Here is a 24,275-nt window from a genome sequence, read left to right on the forward strand (position 1 = left end):
GGCTGGAAAAAAGATTTTGCAAGTAAGACATGTTTAGCTTTTCCATAGGCATAAAATTGTCAATAATAGGTAGCAATAACATTAAGGAGAGGGTTGCTCATGAAACTTCAGGAGCTTGCTTCCGCACTGCTCATTACCCACATACATGGAGATGCTGAAACAGAGATTACTGGGATTGAAGCAGACTCTCGTAAAATACAAACAGGGGATTTGTTTCTATGTATCCCTGGACTGACAGCAGATGGTCACGATTATGCCCCAAAAGCGATTGCGCTTGGGGCTTCTGCGCTTGTAACGGAAAGATTGCTTGACTTGCCAATTCCTCAGCTTGTTGTGAAAGATGCGAGATATGCAATGGCGGCTTTATCAGCCCATTTCTTTGGCTATCCCAGCAAAGAACTGAAATTAATTGGTATTACGGGTACGAATGGCAAAACGACATCGACCTATTTGATCGAGAAAATATTGCGGGATCAAGGTTTTACGACGGGACTTATGGGAACGATTCAAATGAAAATCGGGGATACCTATACGGAAATGGAGCGCACAACCCAAGAAGCCGTCGATTTACAGCGCAGCTTCCGCCAGATGTGTGAACAAAAGACGGATTATTGTATTATGGAAGTGTCCAGCCATGCCTTGGAATTAGGTCGCGTGAAGGGTATTCATTTCCGTTCGGGTATTTTCACGAATTTAACACAAGATCATTTAGATTATCACAAAACAATGGATGCTTACGCAGCGGCAAAGGGCCTGCTCTTCTCAAGATTGGGGAATGGTTTCTCAGCTGATCTCAAGGAGCGCCAGTATGCTATTCTAAATGCGGATGACGATGCTTCCCATACGTTCAGTAAGCTGACAGCCGCACAAATTATTACATATGGTATAGAGAACGAATGTGATGTAAGGGCGACAAATATTCGAATGACAGCCCAAGGCACGGAGTTTCAACTTATTTCCTTTGCGGGAGAGGCTTTTTTCAGAATGAAGCTGGTTGGTAAATTCAACGTGTACAATGCGCTCGGGTCCATTGCTGCGGCACTGGCGGAAGGGATTCCACTTGAAGCGGTCCGGAATAGTTTAGAAGATATTTCGGTAGTAGATGGCCGTATGGAGGTTGTGAATGAGGGACAGGATTACTTAGTCTTGGTTGACTATGCTCATACCCCAGATGGACTAGAGAATGCCTTGTCTACTGTACGTGACTTTGCAGAAGGTAAGGTAATCACTGTGTTTGGCTGCGGTGGTGACCGTGATCGAACGAAACGTCCTCTTATGGGTAAGGTTACGGCTAAGTATAGTGATTATTTATATGTGACTTCAGATAATCCGCGTATGGAAAATCCAGATGCCATTCTGGATGATATCGTTCCTGGTCTAAAAGAGGTTAATTACCCAAAGGAACAGTATGAATTAATCGTGGATCGCAAAAAAGCGATACAAAAGGCTATTGAAGGGGCAGGCCCTAAGGATGTAATATTGATAGCGGGAAAAGGCCACGAAACGTATCAGGATGTCATGGGGGTCAAGCATGATTTCGATGATCGATTGGTGGCTAAGGCTGCGATAAGGGGGAGAGGACGATGATAGAGCGCACGTTGGAACAAATGACAGACATGCTAGGCGTTGAAAGTGTGCTGGTGACCTCGACGTCAGCTGAAAGGCACATTCCAATAATAGGCATATCTACCGACACGCGTACAATACGACCGGGAAGTTTGTTTGTGCCGCTGATCGGGGATCATTTCGATGGTCACGCTTATGCCTCAGAGGCTTACAGCAAGGGTGCTGCGGCTGCATTATGGCAAGATGACCATCCTCACCCCCCAGAAGGCATGCCGATCATTCGCGTCAAGGATACGCTAATAGCCCTGCAGCAGTTAGCTAAGTCTTACCGCAAGCAGCTGCCGGTTCGCATTATTGGTATCACGGGGAGTAATGGCAAAACGACGACCAAAGATTTAGTTGCGGCCGTATTGGGCAGTACGTTTCAAGTGCATAAAACAAAGGGAAACCTGAATAATCATATTGGTTTACCGCTCACGCTGCTTGAGCTTGAAGAGACTACGGAATTCGCCGTTGTCGAGATGGGGATGAGTGGACGTGGCGAAATCGAGCTGCTATCCAATCTGGCCGAGCCGGAAGCGTCGATCATTACGATGATTGGCGAATCGCACATGCTTCAGCTTGGCTCGCGGGAAGAAATTGCTCGGGCTAAGGCCGAGATCGTTAGCGGAATGCCGAGCGGTGGGCTATTCATCTACAACGGCGACGAGCCACTGATTGAACAGGCCCTCGCGGAGCGAGGCCTGCCAGAAGGGCTGCGCCGTATCCGCTTTGGCAGCGGCACGGGCAATGATCTGTTCCCGACCGACATCCGAATGGATGCGGACGGGGCGTACTTCCAGATCAATTCACCGGGTTACCCGGAATTGTTCATTCCCTTGCTCGGCACGCATAATGTGATTAATGCGTTAGCAGCCATTGCCATCGGCGATGCCTTCGGCGTCTCGCCTGAGGGAATTGCAGCGGGGCTTCGCTCGCTGCAGATGACAAGCATGCGCATCGAGAAGCTGACAGCAGCCTCAGGGCTGACTGTGCTTAACGATGCGTATAACGCCAGCCCGGCATCCATGCGGGCTGCGATCGATTTGACCGAGCAACTGCGCGGCTTCGGTCGCAAGTTCCTCGTGCTCGGCGACATGCTGGAGCTTGGCGAGCACGAAGAGCAGTTCCATCGCGGCATTGGTGCGATGCTGTCTCCAGAACGTGTAGACTACGTCTTCACGTTCGGCCGTCTTGGCCGCTTCATCGCGGATGAAGCGGCTGATCGGTTCCCGAAGGCGTGCGTGCGCGCCTTCGATGACAAAGAGCGGCTCGCGGCAGAGCTCGGGGCTGAGGTCCGATCCGATGACCTTGTGCTCGTAAAAGGATCGCGAGGCATGCGTCTCGAGCATGTGGTTAATGCCTTACTCGCCTAGATGGCGTTTTGTTATTAATTATAGGATGAAACAGTAGATCGTTTTCGAAAGACGAAAACGAGCAGGGGGAACCAACGTGGAAAACGCAATTTTATTAACGATGGGCGTAGCTTTTGTGCTTGCGCTTATTATGGGACCGCTTTTTATACCCATTTTGCGGCGTATGAAATTCGGGCAGCAAATACGTGAGGATGGCCCGCAAGGGCATCTGAAAAAACAAGGGACACCGACCATGGGCGGAATCATCATTTTACTCGCGCTGGCCCTTGCTACGCTTCGTTTTGCCGATAAAAATACGGATCTTCTAATCCTGTTAATAGCCTCTTTAGGCTATGGATTAGTTGGCTTTCTCGACGATTATATCAAAATTATTTTCAAGCGCTCACTCGGTCTAACAGCGAAACAAAAGCTGTTCGGTCAGCTCTTGATCTCCGCCATCGTTTGTTACCTGCTTGTCATGCAAGGACATAGCACGGACTTATATATTCCATTTGTGGCGTTCCACTTCAACCCAGGCTGGTTGTACTTCCCGTTAATGGCAATTCTGATGTTGGGTGCATCGAATGCGGTGAATTTTACAGATGGTCTTGATGGACTGCTTGCAGGGACAAGTGCCATTGCATTTGGTGCTTATACCGTTATTGCTATGAATAATACACAGCCGGAAGCGGCTATTTTTTCGGCAGCCATGGTTGGTGCCGTACTCGGTTTTCTCGTTTTTAATGCGCATCCAGCCAAAGTATTTATGGGTGACACAGGATCGCTCGGGATTGGTGGCGGCCTTGTGGCTGTTGCCATTTTAACGAAAGCGGAGCTGCTGCTTGCCATTGTTGGCGGAGTGTTCTTGGTTGAAATTCTTTCTGTTGTGATTCAAGTTGTTTCTTTCAAGACAAGAGGTAAGCGTGTTTTCAAAATGAGTCCGATCCACCACCACTTCGAATTGGTTGGTTGGTCGGAATGGCGTGTTGTTATCACATTCTGGGTCGTAGGTCTCGTACTTGCTGTACTCGGATTATATATGAATGAGGTGTTGTAGAGCATGAAGCATCCGCGGGATTATCGTGGACTTGAAGTGATTATTTTGGGCTTGGCTCGCAGCGGTGTCGCTGCGGCTAAGCTTTTTCATCAAAAAGGAGCCTTGGTCACGGTCAACGACAAAAAAGAGCGAAGCGCATGCCCTGAAGCCGACGAATTAGAGGCTCTGGGTATTTCTGTTGTATGCGGCTTTCACCCGGAGTCCTTGGTGCATGCGGGCGTTTCTCTCGTTGTGAAAAACCCGGGAATTCCGTATACGGTAGAGCCGATTCGCAAAGCAGAAGAGCTGGGAATCGAAGTCGTGACTGAGGTTGAGGTTGCTTATCAATTCTGTGAAGCACCAATAATTGGCATAACAGGTTCGAATGGCAAGACCACAACGACAACATTAATTGGTTTAATGCTGGACGCAGCTGGTTTATCTCCCGTTGTAGCGGGTAATATTGGGCGAGCGTTAACCGAGGCTGTGCCTGAAGTTACAGCTGATAACTGGATGGTTGTTGAGCTCAGCAGCTTTCAACTGAAAGGAACGACTTCGTTCCGACCAACGATTGCACTTTTGTTAAATGTGTACGAAACTCATCTGGATTATCATGGTTCAATGGATGACTATATCGCTTCGAAAGCTAAATTATTTGCGAATCAAACCGAAGAAGATACGGCCATCCTGAATTGGGATGATGAGGTGTGTCAGTCTATAATTCCTAGTCTGAAGGCTAAACTGTTCCCTTTTTCTATGAAAGAGAAGCTCGCTCTTGGCGTCTACTTCGATGTAGAGACTGAGGTTATTGTTTACGCAAACGGGCTAGGCCAAGTGCAGCCAATTATGCCGGCAAGTGAAATGAGGATCCCGGGCAGCTTTAACGTCGAGAACGCGCTAGCAGCGGCGGCAGCAGCCATTACTGCGGGTGTTCAGCTAGATGCCATATCAGATGTGCTAAGGAGCTTCCAAGGCGTAGAACACCGTCTGGAGCTCGTTAGAGAGCTGAAGGAAGTGACCTTCTATAACAATTCCAAAGCAACGAATGCAGCGGCTTCCATAAAGTCGATTGAGGCGTTCAACCAACGTGTTGTTCTGATTGCAGGAGGTTTGGATCGAGGGTCGGATTATATGGAACTTCTGCCTACTTTCCGGGAGCGGATTAAAGGTATCGTTACCTTAGGTCAAACGAAAGAGAAAATTACGCATATTGCCGAGTTGGCAGGGATTAGCCGCATTCAAACCGTCGATACTGCTAAGGATGCAGCGGACGCGGTGTCGCAAGCCGTTCAGCTAGCCTGGCAAATGAGTGAACCTGGAGATATTGTTTTACTTTCACCTGCTTGTGCAAGCTGGGATATGTTCCCCTCCTATGAGGACAGGGGACGCATGTTTAAGGAGTCCGTGCATAACCTTTAAATAGGGCTTATCCACATATGCTGTCTGGTTGGCGATACTGTCGCTGCTTGCTGGTATGTATCATGGATGACGCCCACAACACACGAAGAGGTGTCTGTTATGGGTAAAGCACGGTCCGCTCCTGACATTTGGATTATTGTTCCAACCTTGTTGCTTTTGACAATTGGCGTTATTATGGTTTACAGCGCGAGCAGTGTTCTTGCGTTTCGCGAATTTGGCGACTCCCTGTACTACTTGAAACGTCAATTTATATTTGCTGTTTTGGGTGTTATCGCCATGTTTTTTACGATGAATGTTGATTATTTAGTTTGGAAAAGGTTTGCCCGAGTAGCGCTTTTTATTTGCTTTGCCATGTTGATTATCGTTCTGATTCCCGGCATCGGGGTTGTTCGTGGTGGGGCTAGAAGCTGGTTAGGTATAGGTGCCTTTGGTATTCAGCCGTCCGAATTTATGAAAATTGGGATGATTCTCTATCTATCCAACATGTTATCCGAAAACCAAGCGAAAATAACATTATTCAGAAAAGGCTTATTGCCACCGCTTGGTATCATGGGCTTAGCGTTCGGTCTCATTATGCTGCAGCCTGACCTTGGAACAGGTGCCGTTCTCGTCGGAGCCTCGCTGCTCATTATCTACACATCAGGGGCGAGATTGCTTCATCTCTCGTATCTGGGTATGATAGGAGTTGCGGGTTTTATCGGGCTCGTCATTGCCGCCCCATACCGTTTGAAGCGAATTACAGCATTCTTGGATCCATGGCAGGACCCCTTAGGTGCAGGTTATCAGTCGATTCAATCGCTCTATGCTATTGGACCTGGAGGTCTTGTAGGGCTTGGTCTAGGTATGAGCCGCCAGAAGTACAGCTATTTGCCAGAGCCGCAAACTGACTTCATTTTCTCCATTATTGCTGAGGAACTTGGATTTATCGGCGGTACGCTTGTACTGCTGCTCTTTACGATTCTTGTATGGCGCGGAATGCGGGCAGCTATTACAGCACCGGATACGTTTGCCAGTTTGATCGCTGTAGGCATTATCGGTATGATTGCCGTTCAAGTCATTATTAATATAGGTGTTGTTATTGGGATGTTCCCGGTAACCGGCATTACTTTACCATTCATAAGTGCAGGAGGGTCTTCATTGACGCTTATGCTGACATCGGTCGGCATCCTGCTCAATATATCCCGCTATTCGAGGTGACAGGGGAATGAAAACGATTGTCTTTACCGGAGGAGGCTCCGCAGGACATGTTACACCTAACATAGCACTGATGCATAAGCTTGCGCAGTTAGGTTGGGAAATTAAATACATAGGTTCAGCTACGGGCATCGAGAAAGACATCATTGAACGCGAAGGGGTACCTTTTTATTCGATTTCGTCTGGAAAATTACGTCGATATTTTGATCTGAAAAATTTCAAAGACCCTTTCAAAGTGATGAAAGGCGTCTATGAGTCTTATAGATTGCTCCGTCGTTTGAAGCCCGCCATCGTCTTTTCGAAGGGCGGGTTCGTTTCCGTCCCGGTCGTTCTTGGCAGTCGAATGAACAAGATTCCGGTGATTATTCATGAGTCGGATATAACGCCAGGCCTTGCGAACAAAATTTCAATTCCTTTTGCAACCAAGGTTTGCGTTACCTTTCCGGAGTCCTTACAGCATGTTCAAAGAGACAAGGCAGAGCTGACAGGTTTACCGATTCGTGAACACATTCTCAGTGGTAAAGCGTCTCGCGCTTACCAGCTTTGTGATTTTCATACGCAGAAACCAGTCATTTTGGTGATGGGCGGCAGCCTAGGCTCGCAAGTGATAAACCAAGCCGTCAGAGGCAACCTAAGGCGATTACTAGCTCAGTTTCAGATCGTACACCTATGCGGGAAAGGCAATATTGCGTCAGAGCTTGCCAATACCCGGGGGTATAAACAATTTGAATATTTAAATGAGGAGCTCCCAGATATTTTGGCCATGACAGAGCTTGTTATTTCCCGGGCTGGTGCCACATCTATTTATGAATTTTTAGTCATGGAAAAGCCGATGCTGCTTATTCCTTTATCGCTGCAGGCAAGTCGAGGAGACCAGATTCTAAATGCGGAGTCATTTCAGAAAGCTGGCTACGCGGACGTTCTACAAGAAGATGCTTTAACAGCCGATACGCTCGCAGAGCGTGTGGAGGCTCTTCATGCAAATCGAGAGGCCCACAAGGCAGCGATGCAATCACGCAAAGAAAGCGATGCAGTTGCATCGATCGTAAAACTGATTGAAACCTATAGCTTATCGACTTGATTTTGCTAAACCGAATTGGCGATTGTCACACTCTATCCGATCTTACATAAACTACACTATAACCGTGACAGACACCTAAGGCTTAATATGGCGCCAAACAACGAAGACCGGCCATCTTCGACTCGGTCCGTATTATGAAATTATGAAGCTTGAAGCTGCTTTTCAAGATAATTTCGCCCTACGTTCTGTGAAGGAGGTTTTCCCATGCAACAGTTAATATCCGACTTACAGGCAGCAAATATTGGCGAGATTCGAACGAATGAACGACTAGCCCCTTATACGACATGGAAAATCGGCGGTCCGGCTGATTGCCTCGTTATCCCCCAAACGAAAGAGCAGGTAGCTGCTGCCATCCTATTTCTATATGAACGCGGTGTTCCATGGACGGTCATCGGAAGAGGATCCAATCTGCTTGTAAGTGATAAAGGCATTAGAGGGGTCGTTATTAAACTTGGCAATGCGTTAGAAACGCTTCGCTTTGATGGTGCGATGGTCTACGCAGGTGGTTCCTATTCGTTCATTAAATTGTCCGTACTAGCGGCCAAAGAGGGTTTAACCGGACTGGAGTTTGCTTCTGGCATTCCCGGTTCTGTGGGAGGCGCCGTCTACATGAATGCAGGGGCTCATGGGTCCGATGTGTCACGCATACTCAAGCAGGCTGAAGTCATCCTGGACACAGGGGAATTGGTCACTATGCAGGCGGAGGATTTGCGGTATGCCTATCGACATTCCATTCTGCAAACATTGCCCGGCATTGTAACGGAAGCTGTCTTTGAATTACAGGTTGGAGAGCGCAAAGAAATTGCCGGTGCTATGGCGGCTTACCGCGATCGGCGTCGGCGTACTCAACCCGGCCAATTAGCTTGCGCAGGAAGTGTATTCCGCAACCCCGAAGGGGGATTCGCAGCTAAGCTTATCGAAGATGCCGGCCTGAAAGGCAAACGTGTCGGTGGAGCGGAAATCTCTACGCTTCACGCCAATTTCATTGTTAATACCGGAGATGCTACAGCCGAGGACGTTCTTACTCTCATAGGCGAGGTACAGCTAATCGTACAGAAACAGTACGGCATATCGCTAGTACCGGAAGTTCTGATGTTGGGTGAGAGGTAAATCGGAGGTGGAACTTTGGAGAAGCTCGTTATCGAAGGTGGAAGACCTCTTACGGGAGCCATCCAGATACACGGCGCGAAAAACGCCGCATTACCAATTTTAGCAGCCTGCATCCTGGCTAGCGGCACTCATACTCTGCATAATGTTCCTAATTTGCTCGATATCGACACCATGCTGCGCATTCTTCGCGCGCTGGGCTGTCGTGCTGAGCAGCAAGGGGATACGGTATCTATCACAACATCCACAGCTCATTCCTCTCATATCCCAGAAGAATTAATGGGGCAGATGCGTTCCTCCATCTTTCTAATGGGTCCGCTACTCGCTAGATTCGGCAGTGTTACGGTATATCAACCGGGTGGCTGCGCGATCGGTGAACGTAAAATCGATTTGCACCTTAAAGGTTTGCAGGCTCTCGGGGCCAACATTGAAGAATGCGCCAATAAAATTGTTTGCACGGCAGATTCTCTGTACGGCAGCGAGATTGTGCTAGACTTCCCAAGTGTTGGAGCTACGGAAAATATTATGATGGCTGCTGTCAAAGCAGAAGGCATCACAACGATTTACAACGCTGCCCGTGAACCTGAGATTCAGGATTTGCAAAACTTCCTGAACGCGATGGGCGCCGATGTTATTGGCGCAGGTACGGACACCATAACGATTCGCGGAGTGGAGTCATTATCTCCTTGTGCATATCGCATCATACCCGATCGCATTGTAGCAGGAACATTCCTTGTTGCAGCAGCTGCGACTAAAGGGAACATTACGTTGGAAAAGGTGAACCCTGCTCATCTAACCTCGGTCATTCATGTCCTTAAGCGCGCAGGTGTTCAAATCATCACGGACGGTGATATAATACATGTAAGCTGTCCAACAAGACCGAAGGCGGTCGAACGTATTGTTACTTCACCGCATCCGTCCTTTCCAACGGATCTTCAATCCCAAGTTATGGTGCTGTTATCTCTAGCAGATGGACTAAGCGTAATGAAAGAAACGATATTCGAAGGTAGATTTAAGCACGTTGATGAACTTTCCCGTATGGGAGCGGATATCCGTGTAGATATGAGCTCAGCCTTTATCCGAGGGGTTCCGAGGTTATATGGAGCTACGGTTGAAGCGACTGATTTGCGAGCCGGTGCAGCGCTTGTCATTGCCGGTCTGGCTGCGCATGGCACAACGATCGTTGAGCAAATTCATCATATTGATAGAGGCTATGATAGAATTGAACATATGCTTTCCATGCTGGGAGCCTCCGTGCATCGCCAATCACCCGTTCCAAGCGAGTAGAATGTTTGAATGACTTCCGCGGATCCCTTCCTGCTTTCAGGTGGGGATACACGGTTTTCATTTGTTTGTCATACACAAATAATAGGTGGTGCCCATTTTGTCTGAAGACCGCAAAGTACCCACTCTGCCTGTCCCTAAGCCGCGTGCGCGTACAAATCGGAAGCTGCTCATTTTCTTATTCGTTTTTTTCATCACAGTTCTTATTATTTTGTTTTTTCAATCATCCCTTAGCCGAATTAGTGCCATTGAAGTTGAAGGAAATGAACTTATGGCATCCGAAGTAATTGGACAAGCTAGTCAAATTGCGGTTGGTGATCGTTTCTTTGCCGTTAGCTCACAGGCTACCCAGCAGCGCATTGCCAAGATGCCCATGATCAAAACGGCAGTCGTGAAGAAGCATTTTCCAGGCATTATCCGTATTATTGTGGAAGAATTCCCTAAAGTGGCGTTCCAAATTGGAGCAGATGGTAAGAAGCAGGCTGTGCTAGCTGATGGCGCTGTCGTGCAGCTTTCTGCAGGAAGCATTCCTTTGGACATGCCTATTTTGACAGGGTGGACAGACGGAGATCCGAACAAGGCCGCACTTTGTAAAGTGCTTGGTGAAATCCCGGAGAGTGCGCTTTCTGACATATCCGAAATTAAACCGGACCCGTCGGAACCATACCCTGACAAGATCAAACTGTATACAAGATCTCAATTCGAAGTGTATACAACGATTGCCTATTTACCAGAGAAAATTGACAATCTGCCTGCCTATATAGCAAGCTTACAAGATGATCATATTACGAGTGGTGTTATCAAAATGCTAGAAGTAGAGTATCACGCTCCTTTCGAACCGAATGAAGAGTCCAAAAATGAAGCTAACAACGCATCCGGTCAGAAGGCGGGGGGCAATTCACCAAGTCCTACACCCGATTCGAACAAAGATGGGGGTAAGACAAGCCCGAAGCCAACTCCAAAAGCGACGCCCAAAACGCCGCCAAAGGAAACAGTGCGTCCTTCCTGACAAAAAAACGTTTAATGGGCTACTCAATCACTTAAAATAATGTTAAAATTAGATTTATGGTTAATTAGGTATCTATCAGTTCGTTAGATTGTTTTAAGTAGTTACTAGACAGGATCTATATCATTTTCTCATCATTAAGACTAGATATGTAAACGACTTTTTTTACTGGCAAAAAAAATGTAGAAAAAAGAGGGAATATGGCGGTTGTGTGGAATACGTATAGAAGTATTTGTGATGAATTCACTTTATTACCCAAGTTACAGGAGGTGCCAGGGGCTTGAGCAACAATGACATCATTGTTAGTTTAGACATCGGTACATCCAAGGTTCGAGCTATTATTGGGGAAGTCGTAAACGGAACCATTAATATAATAGGTGTGGGATCTGCCGAGTCAGAGGGTATTCGTAAAGGCGCAATTGTTGATATTGATCAAACTGTGAATTCAATTCGCAGCGCTGTCGATCATGCTGAACGAATGGTCGGCGTACAAATTTCCGAGGTTTACGTAGGAATTTCAGGTAATCATATTGCTCTTCAATCTAGTCATGGTGTTGTCGCTGTTTCTAATGAAGACCGAGAAATCGGAGAAGAGGATATCGATCGTGTTATTCAGGCGGCCAGAGTCATCGCATTACCTCCCGAACGTGAAATTATTGGAGTTGTACCTAAGCAATATTTAGTAGATGGGCAAGAAGGCATTAATGATCCTCGTGGCATGATTGGTGTTCGTTTAGAAGTGGAAGCGACAATTATCACTGGAGCGAAGACAGGGATACATAATTTAATCCGTGTTGTGGAAAAATCCGAACTGAAGGTTGCAGGCCTCATCTTGATGTCTCTCGCATCTGGGCAGTTAGCTTTATCCAAGGATGAGAAAGCTGTTGGAACGGTTCTGGTTGATGTAGGAGCAGGGGCAGCAACAATTGCAGTATTTGAACAAGGTAATCTTGTGGCTACGTCGACGATTCAAATCGGTGGCGAGTACATCAGTAATGATATCGCAATTGGACTCCGGACTCAGCTCGAAATCGCAGAGAAAATAAAGCTGAAATACGGTTGTGCTTCTGTAGATGATTCAGCACCTGATCAAGTATTTAAGGTTACGAGAATGGGAAGCAATGTGGAAAAAGAGTTTTCGCAAGTAGACCTCGCGAATATCATTGAACCCCGCGTTGAAGAAATTTTCCAAATGATCCGTGCGGAAGTTCATCGTTTGGGTTATGGTGATTTAGCTGGTGGTTATGTGCTTACAGGCGGAACCGTTTGTATGCCGGGCATACTTGCGGTCGCACAAGCTGAACTCGCAACATCTGTACGCATCGCTGTTCCGGATTTCATTGGAGTACGTGATCCTTCCTACACTAGTGGCGTTGGTATCATTCAATTCGTATCCAAATACATGAAAAATCGGAATTCAGGTTTCTCAAAGAAAGTAGTAACGAAGTCAACAGCAAAAAAATCCTCCGATAGTAATAAACCAGGTTTTCTTGAACGGGTAAAAAATTTTTTCAGTGAATTTATATAGTGAACGCAAAGTTAGGGGGATATGACTCACATGTTTGAATTTGATATGGATTTAGACCAATTGGCTCAAATAAAAGTCATCGGTGTTGGTGGCGGCGGAAGCAATGCAGTAAACCGAATGATCGAGAACGGTGTTAAAGGCGTTGAGTTTATCACCGTGAATACAGATGCTCAAGCTTTACACTTAGCTAAGTCTGTGCATAAATTACAAATCGGGGATAAACTGACACGCGGTCTTGGTGCAGGTGCGAACCCTGAAGTAGGTAAGAAAGCGGCAGAAGAGTCAAGGGAGACAATTCTGAATACACTTCGCGGCGCAGACATGGTATTCGTTACAGCAGGCATGGGTGGCGGTACGGGTACTGGAGCTGCACCTGTTATTGCTGAGATCGCCAAAGAAGTAGGCGCTTTAACAGTAGGTGTAGTTACTCGTCCTTTCACGTTCGAAGGACGCAAACGCTCTTTGCAAGCTGAGCAAGGTATTGCAGCATTGAAAGAGAAGGTAGACACGCTTATTATTATCCCGAATGACCGTCTTTTAGAGATTGTTGATAAGAAGACACCTATGCTCGAAGCTTTCCGCGAAGCGGATAACGTACTTCGTCAAGGTGTACAAGGGATCTCAGACTTAATTGCTGTGCCTGGACTTATCAATCTGGATTTTGCAGATGTCAAAACGATTATGACTGAACGCGGCTCAGCACTCATGGGTATCGGTGTGGCAACAGGTGAGAATCGTGCAGCTGAAGCAGCCAAAAAAGCGATCTCCAGTCCTTTGTTGGAAACTTCCATTGAAGGAGCTCGCGGGGTTCTGATGAACATTACGGGTGGCGTGAATCTCAGCTTGTACGAAGTCAATGAAGCAGCTGATATCGTTGCATCTGCATCTGATATCGAAGTGAATATGATTTTCGGAGCTGTCATTGATGACAAACTCAAGGATGAAATTCTTGTTACTGTTATTGCAACTGGTTTTGAGCATAAGGCAGCACCTGTTCATCAACCGATCAAACGTCCTGGCACGGGTCAACCAGAAACTCCTGCTCCAGACAATCGGTTAAACAACTTGAAACCTTTTGGTTCACAACCATCCAACGACCAATTAGATATTCCGACGTTTCTGCGTAATCGCGGACGGAATACCGACAAATAGTTACATAATAGTTGTAAAGAGACCGAAGCCCTACATGATGTAGAGGCTTCGGTTTTTTGTTGTTCTTAGGGCTTTTCTAGCTTGGGATAGGCCGCGTCAACTGACAAAAAAAGTATCATCCTACTAGCAAGTTTAGACAGACTTTGAATTTAGATTCCCATATACTGATTTAGAACCTTAAAGTTTCGTCAGAAAAATTACTATAAAAGCATCCGTCTTGGAGGTGAGGAAATTGTGGTCGTCTATGCGGATCTCATTTTCCTGCTGAACTTTCTGATGGATGCGGCCATGCTTATCGTAACGGCTAAAACGCGGAAAATATCGTTCAAGTGGTGGAGAATCGTAGGTTCGTCGGTTTTGGGAGCTTCCTATGTGGTCGTTATGTTCTTGCCAGTGCCGTTGTTTCTTTTTACATTTTCTGTGAAATGTATGTTCTGTATCGGTATGATTATGACTGCTTTTGGTTTTGGCTCCTTACAAAATTTATTGAGAAACATCGGAACGTTCCTTTTAGTGAATTTTGCTGTAGCCGGTGGTATGTTCGGCATTCATTATGTACTGGCATCCTCATCCGATGTGATGGAGGGGATTGTGTTTACGCAAACAGGTGTGGCCATGTTTCAGATGAAGGTTGGAGGCATCCTGTTTGTGCTCATGCTGCTGCTGCCTTTGCTATGGTGGTTCAGAACGGTGTTTCAGAGCTCGAAGCAGCGTGAGGTGTTAACATCTTATTTGGCGGAAGTAACGATTCATGTGGGTGATTATACAGCCTCTTGCAAAGGTTTAATAGATACGGGAAATCAATTGTATGACCCGTTAACACGAACCCCTGTAATGGTAATGGAAGTGTCTGAGTGGGGGGATGTATTGCCTGTAGAATGGCTCCAAAGGATTAGATCGGCAGATGTTGATCAGATCATAAGTGGTTTGGGTGTGGAGGAATTTATATGGCAGGATCGCTTGCGACTCGTGCCATACCGTGGTGTTAATCGGAATACCCAATTCATGCTGGCCATTAAACCGGATAAGGTGGTGATCACCCATAATCATTTGCAAATTGAGGCGTCTAAGGTGCTTATCGGACTCGACGGAGGAAAGCTTTGCAGTGACGGCACTTATCAAGCGATTATCCATCCAGCTTTGATTTCAGTAGGATAGCGCTTTCAAATTGGAGTAATAAGTAACGTAAACCACTTCTTCGGTTTAGGAAATTTGTTTTGCGAGAAGCAAAACTCTACATATGCTTACGATGCCAGTTTTCCTGCGGAAAACTCAGCCTATGCTTACGATGAAAGTTTTGCTAACGCAAAACTCAGCGAATGCTTACGAAGTCAGTTTTGCATACGCAAAACTCTTAGGAGGAAACTAACATGTTCTTGAAGTGGAAAATGCTCTTTCAACTAGCGTATTATCGTATTTTAATGCTATTAGGTCTTAAAGGCGAAGAAATCTATTACATTGGTGGTAGTGAAGCTTTACCGCCCCCACTTACGAGAGAAGAAGAAGAGTACTTATTGGAAAAGTTACCGTCCGGGGATGCTGCTGTGCGAGCTATGCTGATTGAGCGCAACCTGAGATTGGTTGTCTATATAGCTAGAAAATTCGAAAACACTGGCATCAATATCGAGGATTTGGTTTCTATCGGTGCTATCGGCCTAATTAAAGCAGTGAACACTTTTGACCCGGAGAAAAAGATCAAGCTAGCTACATATGCTTCCCGCTGTATTGAAAATGAAATTCTTATGTACTTAAGACGAAACAGTAAAATACGTACGGAAGTTTCTTTCGATGAACCACTAAACATTGATTGGGACGGAAATGAGCTTCTGTTATCTGATGTTTTAGGGACCGAAAATGATACAATTTACAGAAATATTGAAGAACAGGTAGATCGAAAGCTGCTGCATAAAGCACTTGATAAGTTAACAGAACGAGAACGCATCATTATGGAGCTCCGTTTTGGCCTGCAAGACGGGGAGGAAAAAACGCAAAAGGACGTCGCTGATTTATTGGGCATTTCACAATCGTATATCTCCAGATTGGAAAAGCGTATTATTAAAAGGCTTCGTAAAGAATTTAATAAGATGGTCTGAAAAATATTTTTTGACGGCTCATGTTGAAATTGTTCAGCAGTCACGGGAGGGAGCAAGTCGAAACCCTTTTGTCAAGTAGCTCCATAAGGGATAGGACAGGAATAAATCAACCGCTCACGGGGATAATTAACAGTAATGTTTCTCCTTGGGAGGTAATCACGGTGACCCGAAATAAAGTTGAGATATGTGGTGTTGATACCGCCAAACTGCCTGTTCTGACCAATGCTGAAATGCGCGAACTGTTCTCTGATTTGCAGACGAAACAGGAGCGAGCTGCAAGAGAGAAATTGGTCAATGGGAACCTAAGGTTAGTTCTAAGTGTGATCCAGCGGTTCAACAATCGCGGAGAGTATGTGGACGATCTCTTCCAAGTTGGCTGTATTGGTTTGATGAAAGCCATTGATAACTTTGATTTAAGTCAAAATGTTAAGTTCTCGACCTATGCTGTACCGATGATTATAGGTGAGATTCGCCGCTACTTACGAGATAATAACCCGATTCGCGTTTCTCGTTCCTTAAGAGATATTGCTTACAAAGCTTTGCAAGTCAGAGACAGCTTAACGAATCAGAATTCACGCGAACCTACGATCTATGAAATCTCCGAAGCCCTTAATGTGCCTAAGGAGGACGTGGTATTCGCGCTTGATGCCATCCAAGACCCCGTATCCTTATTCGAACCGATTTACCATGATGGCGGAGATCCCATCTATGTCATGGACCAGATCAGTGATGAGCGCAATAAGGACATGTCGTGGATTGAAGGAATTGCTCTTCGTGAAGCAATGCGTAAACTAAATGCTAGGGAGAAGATGATTCTCTCCATGCGCTTTTTTGAAGGGAAAACGCAGATGGAGGTTGCCGATGAGATTGGCATTTCCCAAGCTCAGGTTTCCAGACTTGAGAAATCTGCGATCTGTCAGATGCAGAAACATGTGAAATCGTAATTAACATAAAGACTGGATCGGCTGTGACAAGCCGTGAAGGTCTTTTTTTGGTTTTCAGGACATTTTGCCCACACCGCACATATACTAGTACAAAATCAGTTAAAAATCCTAATGAGATTCGTGGTGAATAGCCTCATGAAAATATCTGATTTCCAGACGAAGGATGTAATCAATATTGTCGATGGTAAAAAGCTCGGGCAAATCAGTGATTTGGAGCTTGATCTGCGTCAGGGTCGTATCGAATCGATTGTTGTACCCAATCAAAGCCGATTTTTCGGGTTGTTTGGTTCAGGGACAGATGTCATCATACCTTGGAAACATATTGTGAAAATCGGTGCAGATGTCGTTCTTGTGAAATTGGAAGACGTCCGGCCTTATCGTCAAACGGATGATAACGAAGGTGTTTATGAGTTCAATCAGCAATTCCGAAATTGACGGAAGGCACACGAGCGAAGGCCGCTGCTTCATGGGCAGGCCAAAGCAAACATCGTGTGTCTTTTTATTTTGTGCTAAAGTAAAAGGAGTAAAGATCCAAATGTGGGGAGAGAGCAACCGTGGAACCATTTGTGAAACAAGCGAAAGAAGATGGGCCAGTCCTATTTACGATAGCAAGCTGGATGGAGCAATACAATGAATTGACTGTTGGTTTTACGTCCCGCCATGGAGGAGTGAGTCAGGGATCCTATTCAACGCTCAATTGCGGACTGCATGTGAACGATGCGCCTGAACATGTGGTGAGGAATCGTGAGTTGATCGCTGAGGCCGTAGGACTGCCGTTTGAAGCATTCACGTATGCAGAACAGGTACATGGTAACGAAGTCACTGTAGTAAGCCTACAGGAAAAGGGAATGGGCAGAGCTTCCAGGGAAACGGCCATTCAAGCGAGGGACGGATTCATTACAAATGAGAAAGGAATCGTTCTTTGTGCGCAATTTGCAGATTGTGTACCGTTATTTTTCTACGATCCTGTTAAGCGTGTTGCCGGGCTTGCTCATGCAGGTTGGAAAGGCACGGTGTTAAACATTTCCATGGCTACTATATCCTTAATGACACATACTTTTGGTAGTCAAGCCACAGACATTCGCGCGGCAATTGGTCCATCCATAAGAGCCTGCTGCTATGAGGTTGATGAGACTGTAGCTAATCGTGTAAACCATGTACTTGCGGATGTCAAAGCATCATCAGAAGAGCGTCAAGTTGTTATGGTCGACAAAGGAAATGGCAAGTATATGCTGAATTTGCAAGAATTGAACCGAAAATTGTTACTGCAAGCAGGAATTTTGTCGTCCCATATCGAAGTATCACAGTTATGTACGAGTTGTAGCACTGATCTCTTTTTTTCACATCGAAAAGAAGGCGGTTCTACAGGAAGAATGATTGCTTGGATAGGTCTTCTTTGAGGAGATGGATGCAAGCGAAGCGTTGAATTGAGGTGTCTTCATAAGTGAGTATACTAGCCCGTAAAGATGAGGTTGAAGCCCGTGTCGCCGCAGCTTGTAAGCGGTCTGGACGGAGTGAGAACGAAGTTAAGATGATTGCTGTAACGAAATATGTTTCCTTAGAGACGACCAAAAGCGTTTTGGATGCAGGACTTCTGCACATCGGGGAAAATCGCTGGCAGGATGTAAAGCCGAAGTGGGAAGCGCTCCACGAACGGGGAACATGGCATTTCATTGGGCATTTGCAAACGAATAAAGTAAAGGACGTCATTGGCAAATTCGCCTACATTCACTCGTTGGATCGGATATCTCTGGCCAAAGAACTGGACAAGCAGGCTGCAGCTTTGGGAATTGAAGTGAACTGTTTATTGCAAGTGAACGTTTCCGGCGAAGAATCAAAGTATGGTATTGCACCTGAGCATTTCTTCGATTTTGCTACAGAAGTTAGTGGGCTAAAACATATACATATCACAGGTTTGATGACCATGGCTCCCTATGAGATGGAGGCCGATGCAACAAGACCTGTCTTCCGTGGATTGCGAGAATTGCGAGACCGTCTGAATGAGCGGAGAATTTTCCCATACGAAATTACGGAGTTATCCATGGGCATGTCTGGAGACTTTGAAGTAGCAATTGAAGAAGGTGCAACTTGGGTTCGTTTGGGCACTATTTTGGTGGGGAAAGAACTTTAGATAACCTGATTTAAGAACATGATAAGGAGGGAACTATAGTGGGTGTTTATAACCGATTTATGAATTTTCTTGGGCTGCAAGAAGAGGAAGAGGTTGTGGAGCGGGAGCGCATTGTGGAAGCAACAGAAGAACCTGAAACCAATCCTTATGAATTACGTAATAAAAATAAGGCGAATGTCGTCAGCATTCATTCACAGAAAAATGCACGTGTTGTGCTAAGTGAACCTCGAACCTATGAAGAGACGCAGGATATTGCAGATCATCTTCGCTCCAGAAGAGCTGTGATTGTCAATTTGCAGCGAGTTCGTGGTGATCAAGCCATACGTATCGTAGATTTCTTAAGCGGGACGGTATATGCTTTGAATGGGTCTATATCCAAACTAGGACCAAATATCTTCCTCTGTACACCAGATTCAGTTGATATTCATGGTCACATCTCCGAGATGATGGGTGAAGAATAGGCACATATCCTAACACAGAGGTGGATGCATACGTGAATTACGTTCACTATTATCTTAGTATTTTGATGGAAATTTATTATTTCATGATTATCGGCTATTTGATCCTGTCATGGTTTCCTAATGCACGTGATAGCTTCGTTGGAGGACTCCTTGGGAAATTGGTTGAACCGTATTTAAGCCCTTTCCGGAAAATTATTCCTAGCATCGGAATGATTGATCTCTCACCAATTGTGGCCTTAATCGCACTGCGATTTGTGGTTATGGGGATTATGGCTGTTCTCGATTTCATTGTGGGGTTGTTCTAACATTGCCAAAAGAACTCTATGGTCATTTTCATTCGGATGAACACCATTTTGTCGATAAAGCCTGGGATTGGGTGGAACGGGCAGCTGAGCAGCATGCTGTGAAGCTAACGGATTTTCTAGATCCCAGACAAGCTTTTATACTGACATCACTCGTTAATCGACACCCAGATGTCCACTGCCGTCTAGATGGCGGATATTCGGCCGCCGAACGAAAAAGAGCTCTGATTGCCCCAGATTACCGATCTTTGGATGGGGAAGATATGGCGATGGCGGTCTTGTCCGTTTCTTCCGGAGACGGCAAATTTCTAACATTAGAACATGGAGATTACATGGGCGCCATTCTTGGACTCGGCATGAAGCGAGACAAGGTTGGCGATATTCATGTTATAGAGGGCGGCTGCCATTGTTTGGTTACCCAGGATGCTGCGGATTACCTGCATTTGAATTTGTCCCAGGTACATAGGGTTCATGTACAAACAGAACTGCTGTCTTTAGATAAGCTGGAACTCGCTCAAATACAATTGGACGAGCTGAACCTGTCTGTTGCATCAATGCGTATGGACGGGATTGTGAGCGATGTATTCAGGCTTAGCCGTGCTAAAATATTGGTTCCCATTCAAGCTGGCCGCTGCCGCGTCAATTGGAAGCTGGAGGAAGATCCTAGTAAGCCCCTTAAAGAGGGAGATATGGTGTCTTTGCAAGGATTTGGTAGATTCAAGGTGCTTGAAGTGGAAGGCGTAACGAAAAAAGGGCGAATTCGTGTGAAGATCGGCAAATTTGCATGAAAGTGGAACATTTATCCACGAACTTTGCAGGAATTGCTTATTTTCTGTCGAACTGATTCAGTATAGATGTGGGTTCAAACTAGCTTTCTTAGAAGAAAGCTCAGCTTATGCTTACGAAGTCAGTTTTGCTGCGCAAAACGCTAAGGAGGGGCACTGATGCCATTAACACCGCTAGATATACATAATAAGGAGTTTTCCCGCTCGTTCCGCGGTTATGATGAAGATCAAGTGAATGAATTCCTGGATCAAGTCATTAAGGATTACGAGGCATTGATTCGTGAGAATAAAGACTTACACAATCAAACGGTGACTCTGCAGGAACGTTTGGATCATTTCACGAATATTGAGGAATCACTTAGTAAAACGATTATCGTTGCTCAAGAAGCTGCGGATGAAGTGAGAAGCAATGCTAAGAAAGAAGCACAGCTGATCTTGAAGGAAGCTGAGAAGAATGCAGATCGGATTATTAACGAATCCTTGACGCGTTCACGCAAGGTTGCTTTGGAGATTGAAGAGTTGAAGAAACAAGCCTCCATTTATCGCACACGCTTCCGTACGCTGCTTGAAGCACAATTAGAGCTGCTCAACACGGAAGGCTGGCAAAGTATGCAGTTTGAAAATAAAGAAGAGTAGGAATCGATGATTAGGTTGCTGTCTTATTGACTATGCCTAACGAATTGGTTATACTCCTGTTAAATGTATCTCAGTAAAGCTATGACTGGAACGAGTAGGTCGAATTTAGCAGTGTCAGCGAATTAGGGTATTGGTGTGAGCCTAATCTCTGCAGCGTACCGAATATCCCCCAGGAGCGTCTCTTGAAGCGAGTAGAGAGAAACGGGTCATGCCGTTACACATGATCGAATGATTAAGCTTAAGTTCGATACGCCGTAAGGTGTATGTTCATTTGCTTTTTAACGAGGGTGGTACCGCGAGTTAAAGTTTCTCGTCCCTTTTGGGGATGAGAGGCTTTTTTTGTTTTTCTAACAACATAAAGTTTAAGGCAGGAATGGAGTGGTTGGCATGGATTATGGCAAAACATTAAATTTACTACAAACGGAGTTTCCGATGAGAGGCAATTTGCCGCAGGCGGAACCGAAAATTCAAGAACACTGGGAAGCTGAAGACATTTATGCCAAAGTGCAGGAGAGTCGCAAAGGCAGAACAAAATTCATTCTGCATGATGGACCTCCGTACGCGAACGGTGATATTCATATCGGACATGCGTTAAACAAGGTATTGAAAGATATCATCGTGCGATTCAAAACATTACAAGGCTTCGATGCGCCATATGTTCCAGGCTGGGATACACACGGATTGCCAATTGAGCAGGTGATTACGAACAGTGGGAAAGTCGATCGTAAAAAAATGACCGTCCCTGAGTTCCGTGAATATTGCAAAGAGTACGCCCTTCAGTCTGTTGAGAAACAGAAGAGCCAATTCCAACGTCTGGGTATTCGCGGTGACTGGAAGAATCCATATATCACACTGCAGCCGAATTATGAAGCTCAGCAAATTCGGGTTTTCGGCAAGATGGTACAAAAAGGCTTTGTATACAAAGGTTTGAAGCCTGTTTATTGGTCCCCATCTTCCGAAAGTGCACTTGCAGAAGCTGAAATTGAGTACAAAGAAAAAACCTCCACTTCCATTTATGTGGCGTTCCCTGTTAAAGACGGCAAAGGCAAGCTGCCGCAGGATGCCGCTATTGTGATCTGGACGACAACGGCATGGACACTGCCAGCCAACCTGGGCATTTCACTTCATCCTGAGTTCGACTATGCTGTTGTTCAAGCCGGTGGGAAGAAATATGTACTCGCACAAGGTTTACTTGCAGCTGCAGCTAAGGAAATTGGCTGGACCGATTACGAAGTGTTATCGACGGTAAAAGGCAGCGAGCTCGAGTTCGTTACGTGCCAGCATCCGTTCTATGACCGTGAATCGCTTGTGATGGTTGGCGAACATGTGACACTAGAAGCGGGTACAGGCTGTGTACACACGGCTCCTGGACATGGGGAAGACGACTTCGCAATTGGACAACGTTATAACATCGGAGTGCTATGTCCTGTAGATGATCAAGGGCATTTCACAGCTGAAGCACCAGGGTTTGAAGGCATGTTCTACGAAAAAGGCGGCAAGCTGATTATCGAGAAGCTGCAAGAATCAGGTCTATTACTTAAAGCTGGCGAAATTCAGCATCAATATGCCCATGATTGGCGCACGAAGAAGCCTGTTATTTATAGAGCAACAGAGCAGTGGTTCGCGTCTATCGATAAATTCAGACAAGAGATGCTGGATGAAATCAAACAAGTCAAGTGGACGCCAGAGTGGGGCGAAATCCGCCTGCATAACATGATTGCAGATCGCGGAGACTGGTGTATTTCGAGGCAGCGTGCATGGGGGGTTCCTATTCCAATCTTCTACTGCCGCAGCTGTAACGAACCGCTAGTCAATGAGCAAACCATTGAACATGTGGCACAGTTATTTGAGCAAGAAGGCTCAAATGCTTGGTTTATCAAGGATGAAAAAGATCTCCTTCCTCAGAGAACTAGCTGCTCCAAATGTGGTCATGGTGAGTTCCGTAAGGAAACGGATATCATGGACGTATGGTTTGATTCTGGTTCTAGCCATGTGGCTGTTTTAGAATCCCGTCCTGAGCTGCAGTGGCCTGCGGATCTGTATTTAGAGGGGTCTGACCAGTACCGTGGATGGTTTAACTCCTCCCTCATTACAGGTGTTGCCACAAGAGAGAAATCGCCATATAAAGGCGTTCTCAGCCATGGCTTTACGCTGGATGGAGAAGGACGGAAAATGTCCAAGTCGATCGGTAACACGATTGATCCGAATGTTGTGTGTGGTAAGCTAGGCGCCGATATCTTGCGTCTGTGGGTATCCTCAGTCGACTATCAATCGGATCACCGGATCTCGGATAATATCTTGAACCAAACAACGGAAGTATACCGTAAAATTCGCAACACGATGCGCTTCTTGCTGGGTAACATGAGTCATTTCAACCCAGAAACAGATCGTGTTGCAACGGAAAGTTTATCTGAGCTCGATCGTTATGCCTTGATCCGCTTGAATCGCATGATTGAGAAGGTAGTGAAGGCTTATGAAGCGTATGAATTCCATGTCGTTTACCAAACGATTCATCATTTCTGCGCGGTTGAAATGAGCTCTTTCTACTTAGATATTATCAAGGATCGTTTATATGCAAACGCGCCTCATGATTCTTCTCGGAAAGCTTCGCAAACCGTATTATATGCTACCTTAACTGCGATTACGAAGTTGATCTCACCTATTCTTCCACATACAGCAGATGAAGTATGGAAGTACATTCCTGGAGTTGAACTCAGCAGTGTGCAATTAGCAGAGCTGCCGGAAGTTGATTCAAGTTTATACAAGGAAGAATTGGAAAATAAATGGAATAGCTTCCTGGATGTTAGAGATGAAGTGCTGAAAGCTCTCGAAGAAGCACGTAAAGAGAAAGTAATCGGTAACTCGTTAGGTGCTGCTGTACACTTATATCCGAATGAAGCCACTTACGGCTTACTTATGCAATTGGAGCAGTTGGATCAGCTGTTCATCGTGTCTGCTGTGACCGTGCATAAACCTGGTACGGATGCTCCTGTTGGGGTGTATCAATCGAAGGATGCTGCTATTGCTATCACTGTAGCTGAAGGCGAGAAGTGCGAGCGCTGCTGGATAGTGACTCCTGAGGTGGGGCAAAGTAAAGAACATCCGACACTTTGTGCCAGATGTAATGACGTTGTTTCGGCTCATTACCACGAGTAA

The 24,275-nt window shown here is 45.8% G+C and carries 22 protein-coding genes and 1 other annotated feature; all 22 genes read left to right on the forward strand.

Translation table 11 applies throughout. The annotated features are described in order from the left end of the window. Positions 1 to 99 precede the first annotated feature (99 nt). The 22 genes from QFZ81_RS11865 to ileS all read left to right on the forward strand — a co-directional run bounded on the left by QFZ81_RS11865 (position 100) and on the right by ileS (position 24,275). Positions 100 to 1,587: a UDP-N-acetylmuramoyl-L-alanyl-D-glutamate--2,6-diaminopimelate ligase gene (locus QFZ81_RS11865; protein ID WP_307602857.1), complete on the forward strand. Its 1,488-nt coding sequence runs from the start codon at positions 100 to 102 to the stop codon at positions 1,585 to 1,587. Then, entirely contained in the window at positions 1,584 to 2,981 is a 1,398-nt protein-coding gene (locus QFZ81_RS11870) for a UDP-N-acetylmuramoyl-tripeptide--D-alanyl-D-alanine ligase (RefSeq protein ID WP_307602859.1), read from the forward strand. Before QFZ81_RS11865 ends, QFZ81_RS11870 begins: the two co-directional genes overlap by 4 nt. A 100-nt stretch (positions 2,982 to 3,081) precedes the next feature. After that, a complete protein-coding gene (gene mraY, locus QFZ81_RS11875) occupies positions 3,082 to 4,017 on the forward strand; it encodes a phospho-N-acetylmuramoyl-pentapeptide-transferase (protein ID WP_307449882.1) in 936 nt (311 codons plus the stop codon). A gap of 3 nt (positions 4,018 to 4,020) precedes the next feature. Further along, positions 4,021 to 5,415, forward strand: coding sequence for a UDP-N-acetylmuramoyl-L-alanine--D-glutamate ligase (gene murD / locus QFZ81_RS11880; protein ID WP_307444248.1), 1,395 nt, complete (start codon positions 4,021 to 4,023; stop codon positions 5,413 to 5,415). Between the two features lie 99 nt (positions 5,416 to 5,514). Beyond that, the gene (gene spoVE / locus QFZ81_RS11885) at positions 5,515 to 6,612 is read left to right on the forward strand and encodes a stage V sporulation protein E (RefSeq protein ID WP_307444247.1); all 1,098 of its coding nucleotides are present in this window, start codon (positions 5,515 to 5,517) and stop codon (positions 6,610 to 6,612) included. Positions 6,613 to 6,619: 7 nt separating this feature from the next. Then, positions 6,620 to 7,690, forward strand: coding sequence for an undecaprenyldiphospho-muramoylpentapeptide beta-N-acetylglucosaminyltransferase (locus tag QFZ81_RS11890; RefSeq protein WP_307444245.1), 1,071 nt, complete (start codon positions 6,620 to 6,622; stop codon positions 7,688 to 7,690). A 204-nt stretch (positions 7,691 to 7,894) separates the two neighbouring features. Beyond that, the gene (gene murB / locus QFZ81_RS11895; protein ID WP_307444244.1) at positions 7,895 to 8,800 is read left to right on the forward strand and encodes a UDP-N-acetylmuramate dehydrogenase; all 906 of its coding nucleotides are present in this window, start codon (positions 7,895 to 7,897) and stop codon (positions 8,798 to 8,800) included. A 15-nt stretch (positions 8,801 to 8,815) separates the two neighbouring features. Continuing rightward, positions 8,816 to 10,084: a UDP-N-acetylglucosamine 1-carboxyvinyltransferase gene (gene murA, locus QFZ81_RS11900; protein ID WP_307444242.1), complete on the forward strand. Its 1,269-nt coding sequence runs from the start codon at positions 8,816 to 8,818 to the stop codon at positions 10,082 to 10,084. Between the two features lie 97 nt (positions 10,085 to 10,181). Further along, positions 10,182 to 11,090: a cell division protein FtsQ/DivIB gene (locus QFZ81_RS11905; protein WP_307602861.1), complete on the forward strand. Its 909-nt coding sequence runs from the start codon at positions 10,182 to 10,184 to the stop codon at positions 11,088 to 11,090. 277 nt (positions 11,091 to 11,367) lie between these two features. Further along, a complete protein-coding gene (gene ftsA, locus QFZ81_RS11910) occupies positions 11,368 to 12,615 on the forward strand; it encodes a cell division protein FtsA (RefSeq protein ID WP_307602863.1) in 1,248 nt (415 codons plus the stop codon). Between the two features lie 30 nt (positions 12,616 to 12,645). Continuing rightward, the gene (gene ftsZ / locus QFZ81_RS11915) at positions 12,646 to 13,767 is read left to right on the forward strand and encodes a cell division protein FtsZ (protein ID WP_029196512.1); all 1,122 of its coding nucleotides are present in this window, start codon (positions 12,646 to 12,648) and stop codon (positions 13,765 to 13,767) included. 234 nt (positions 13,768 to 14,001) lie between these two features. Next, positions 14,002 to 14,925 carry a sigma-E processing peptidase SpoIIGA gene (gene spoIIGA, locus QFZ81_RS11920; protein WP_307602865.1) on the forward strand — a complete coding sequence of 308 codons (924 nt, stop codon included), beginning with the start codon at positions 14,002 to 14,004 and terminating at the stop codon, positions 14,923 to 14,925. A gap of 212 nt (positions 14,926 to 15,137) precedes the next feature. Beyond that, positions 15,138 to 15,860: an RNA polymerase sporulation sigma factor SigE gene (gene sigE, locus QFZ81_RS11925; RefSeq protein WP_047672364.1), complete on the forward strand. Its 723-nt coding sequence runs from the start codon at positions 15,138 to 15,140 to the stop codon at positions 15,858 to 15,860. A 161-nt stretch (positions 15,861 to 16,021) separates the two neighbouring features. Then, the gene (gene sigG / locus QFZ81_RS11930) at positions 16,022 to 16,804 is read left to right on the forward strand and encodes an RNA polymerase sporulation sigma factor SigG (protein ID WP_057303043.1); all 783 of its coding nucleotides are present in this window, start codon (positions 16,022 to 16,024) and stop codon (positions 16,802 to 16,804) included. Positions 16,805 to 16,939: 135 nt separating this feature from the next. After that, complete coding sequence (locus QFZ81_RS11935) at positions 16,940 to 17,239, forward strand: YlmC/YmxH family sporulation protein (RefSeq protein ID WP_047672367.1); 300 nt, start codon at positions 16,940 to 16,942, stop codon at positions 17,237 to 17,239. Between the two features lie 119 nt (positions 17,240 to 17,358). Next, positions 17,359 to 18,204, forward strand: coding sequence for a peptidoglycan editing factor PgeF (gene pgeF, locus QFZ81_RS11940; RefSeq protein ID WP_307602867.1), 846 nt, complete (start codon positions 17,359 to 17,361; stop codon positions 18,202 to 18,204). Between the two features lie 44 nt (positions 18,205 to 18,248). Further along, positions 18,249 to 18,935: a YggS family pyridoxal phosphate-dependent enzyme gene (locus QFZ81_RS11945; protein ID WP_307444231.1), complete on the forward strand. Its 687-nt coding sequence runs from the start codon at positions 18,249 to 18,251 to the stop codon at positions 18,933 to 18,935. Positions 18,936 to 18,973: 38 nt separating this feature from the next. Then, positions 18,974 to 19,396 (forward strand): cell division protein SepF, encoded by a 423-nt coding sequence (locus QFZ81_RS11950; protein WP_171648417.1) that lies wholly within the window; start codon positions 18,974 to 18,976, stop codon positions 19,394 to 19,396. Positions 19,397 to 19,461: 65 nt separating this feature from the next. Next, positions 19,462 to 19,701, forward strand: coding sequence for a YggT family protein (locus tag QFZ81_RS11955; RefSeq protein ID WP_373462771.1), 240 nt, complete (start codon positions 19,462 to 19,464; stop codon positions 19,699 to 19,701). 2 nt (positions 19,702 to 19,703) lie between these two features. Further along, entirely contained in the window at positions 19,704 to 20,486 is a 783-nt protein-coding gene (locus QFZ81_RS11960) for a YlmH family RNA-binding protein (protein ID WP_307444227.1), read from the forward strand. 156 nt (positions 20,487 to 20,642) lie between these two features. Further along, positions 20,643 to 21,119, forward strand: coding sequence for a DivIVA domain-containing protein (locus tag QFZ81_RS11965; protein WP_029196502.1), 477 nt, complete (start codon positions 20,643 to 20,645; stop codon positions 21,117 to 21,119). A 72-nt stretch (positions 21,120 to 21,191) separates the two neighbouring features. Next, positions 21,192 to 21,440: a binding site (T-box leader), on the forward strand. Positions 21,441 to 21,506: 66 nt separating this feature from the next. Further along, positions 21,507 to 24,275 carry an isoleucine--tRNA ligase gene (gene ileS / locus QFZ81_RS11970; RefSeq protein WP_307444226.1) on the forward strand — a complete coding sequence of 923 codons (2,769 nt, stop codon included), beginning with the start codon at positions 21,507 to 21,509 and terminating at the stop codon, positions 24,273 to 24,275.

It is taken from the genome of Paenibacillus sp. V4I9 (genome assembly GCF_030817295.1).
Lineage (GTDB): Bacteria > Bacillota > Bacilli > Paenibacillales > NBRC-103111 > Paenibacillus_E.

Bases quoted from the DNA above. Each gene is read 5' to 3' on its own strand.
- QFZ81_RS11965 (WP_029196502.1), top strand. From the start codon at position 20,643: ATGCCATTAACACCGCTAGATATACATAATAAGGAGTTTTCCCGCTCG.
- sigE (WP_047672364.1), top strand. From the start codon at position 15,138: ATGTTCTTGAAGTGGAAAATGCTCTTTCAACTAGCGTATTATCGTATT.
- QFZ81_RS11865 (WP_307602857.1), top strand. From the start codon at position 100: ATGAAACTTCAGGAGCTTGCTTCCGCACTGCTCATTACCCACATACAT.
- ileS (WP_307444226.1), top strand. From the start codon at position 21,507: ATGGATTATGGCAAAACATTAAATTTACTACAAACGGAGTTTCCGATG.
- murD (WP_307444248.1), top strand. From the start codon at position 4,021: ATGAAGCATCCGCGGGATTATCGTGGACTTGAAGTGATTATTTTGGGC.
- ftsZ (WP_029196512.1), top strand. From the start codon at position 12,646: ATGTTTGAATTTGATATGGATTTAGACCAATTGGCTCAAATAAAAGTC.
- QFZ81_RS11935 (WP_047672367.1), top strand. From the start codon at position 16,940: ATGAAAATATCTGATTTCCAGACGAAGGATGTAATCAATATTGTCGAT.
- QFZ81_RS11955 (WP_373462771.1), top strand. From the start codon at position 19,462: ATGGAAATTTATTATTTCATGATTATCGGCTATTTGATCCTGTCATGG.
- murB (WP_307444244.1), top strand. From the start codon at position 7,895: ATGCAACAGTTAATATCCGACTTACAGGCAGCAAATATTGGCGAGATT.
- mraY (WP_307449882.1), top strand. From the start codon at position 3,082: ATGGGCGTAGCTTTTGTGCTTGCGCTTATTATGGGACCGCTTTTTATA.
- QFZ81_RS11890 (WP_307444245.1), top strand. From the start codon at position 6,620: ATGAAAACGATTGTCTTTACCGGAGGAGGCTCCGCAGGACATGTTACA.
- spoVE (WP_307444247.1), top strand. From the start codon at position 5,515: ATGGGTAAAGCACGGTCCGCTCCTGACATTTGGATTATTGTTCCAACC.
- QFZ81_RS11870 (WP_307602859.1), top strand. From the start codon at position 1,584: ATGATAGAGCGCACGTTGGAACAAATGACAGACATGCTAGGCGTTGAA.